General features: G+C 66.0%; 2 protein-coding genes. One reads left to right on the top strand and one right to left on the bottom strand.

Features of this window, described 5'->3' with window-relative positions; all coding sequences use genetic code 11:
• Window positions 1-63: 63 nt before the first annotated feature.
• Complete coding sequence (locus ACFYZR_RS32340) at window positions 64-1,269, top strand: IS630 family transposase (RefSeq protein WP_391917115.1); 1,206 nt, start codon at window positions 64-66, stop codon at window positions 1,267-1,269.
• Here the strand turns inward: ACFYZR_RS32340 and ACFYZR_RS32335 are convergent.
• Entirely contained in the window at window positions 1,187-1,492 is a 306-nt protein-coding gene (locus ACFYZR_RS32335) for a cupin domain-containing protein (RefSeq protein WP_391917112.1), read from the bottom strand. The two genes, ACFYZR_RS32340 and ACFYZR_RS32335, sit on opposite strands and share 83 nt — an antisense overlap.
• Between the last annotated feature and the right edge of the window lie 198 nt (window positions 1,493-1,690).

Raw genomic sequence — 1,690 nt, 5'->3', positions numbered from 1 at the left:
GTCTCCGTTCGTTGGCCGGGTAATTGATCACTCGCTCGTTGCGAGGCAGGCTGCTTCCAGGTCGTGATCGTGGAGGTGGTCGTGGGGCGTCGTGCGGGAGTGTTCGTCCGGCCGGTGAGCATGGAGGAGGGCCGTCGGCTACAGCGGATCAGCCGGACCACGAAGGACCCGGTGAAGTTGTGGCGGACGATCGTGGTGACGATGTCCGCCCAGGGTCAGTCGGTGCCGGACAACACCTCTTCGATGCAGGTCAGCGCCGACTATGTGCACGATGTCAGCCACGCCTTCAGCGAACGGGGGTTCGAGGCACTGGACCCAAAATGGAGCGGGGGACGCCCCAGGACGATCAGTAGCGAGGTGCGCGAGCACATCTGCCTGATCGCCCGGACGTCCCCCGCCGACTGGAGTATCACCGCCTTCTCCACCTGGAGCCTGACCAAGCTGGCCGAGCACTTGGTGAAACAGGCAGTCGTCCCGGCGGTCGGCCGCGAGCCCCTGCGGTGGATACTGCGCGAGGGAAAAGTCTCCTGGCAGTCGACCACCACCTGGAAATCCTCGAAAGACCCGGACTTTATTGCCAAAATGCACCGGGTCCTGGCGCTGTACGACACGCCGCCAGCCGATAGCCGGGTGGTGTGCGTGGACGAGTTCGGGCCGCTGAACCTGATGCCCCGCAAGGGCAAGGCGTGGCGTCCACGCCGCTCACCCCGTCGTCTGCGAGCCACCTACAACCGGTACGACGGGGTGATGCACATGCTCGCCACTCTCGATCTGGCCACCGGCAAGATGTACTACCGGATCCGGCCGCGCAAACGATGGCGCGAGTTCCTGGACCTGCTCAAGGCCCTGCGCGCCCGCTGGCCCGGCGAGAAGCTGTACGTCGTCCTGGACGACTTCTCCCCGCACAAGCACGCCAATGTGCGGGCCTGGGCGGCGACCAACGGCGTCGAACTGGTCTTCCTGCCGACCTACGGCTCGTGGCTGAACTGGATCGAGTCCGAGTTCGCCGCGCTGCGCTACTTCGCCCTCAACGGCACCGACCACCGCAGCCGCCACGAACAGAACACCGCCATCGCTGCCTACGTGCGCTGGTACAACGCTCAGGCCAGGCCGAAGACCAACTTCGCCCCGGACACGCCCATCCGCACCTGGACCGAGTATCCGGCCAAGGCCGCCTGGAAAGCCGTTACTCCTCGGGCAGTTCCACGATCACCAACGTGCCCCGGCTTCCGGGGCGGACCGCGTGTGCGGTGCCCGCTGCCACCATGAACAACTCGCCCGCCCGCACCGACACCGGCATGCCGTCCACCTCCAGCTCCAGCCGGCCGTCGAGGACCAGCAGAGCTTCGGCGGCCCCATGGCTCTCTTCCTCGACCGGCAGCCCGTCCATGCGCAGTACCTTCACGCAGGCCGCCCCCACCATGCCCAGCTTGCGAGAGCTCCACGCCTCCGGCAGAGCGGCCGCCGTCCCCGCAAGGTTGACCGCACTCATGGCACACCCCTTCTCACGGCCCCGGTCGGTCATGCCGAAACGGGCCCGCACATAAAGATCAATGGATGCTGTGAAAGCTACCTGACCAGGGAAAACAAGTGGTCGACCGTTTCGTAAAGCCTGTCGCCGGGTCCAGGTCGAAGCCAACCTCCGGCCCACGCCGGAGGCTCATCCATTACCCGGCCAACGATCCGATAT

Source organism: Streptomyces sp. NPDC001678 (assembly GCF_042892945.1).
Taxonomy (GTDB): domain Bacteria; phylum Actinomycetota; class Actinomycetes; order Streptomycetales; family Streptomycetaceae; genus Streptomyces.
This window is presented reverse-complemented; position numbering and strand designations above follow the sequence as displayed.

What these genes read in the sequence shown, in the direction of transcription:
- ACFYZR_RS32335 (WP_391917112.1), bottom strand. Translation starts at nt 1,492, where the DNA reads ATGAGTGCGGTCAACCTTGCGGGGACGGCGGCCGCTCTGCCGGAGGCG.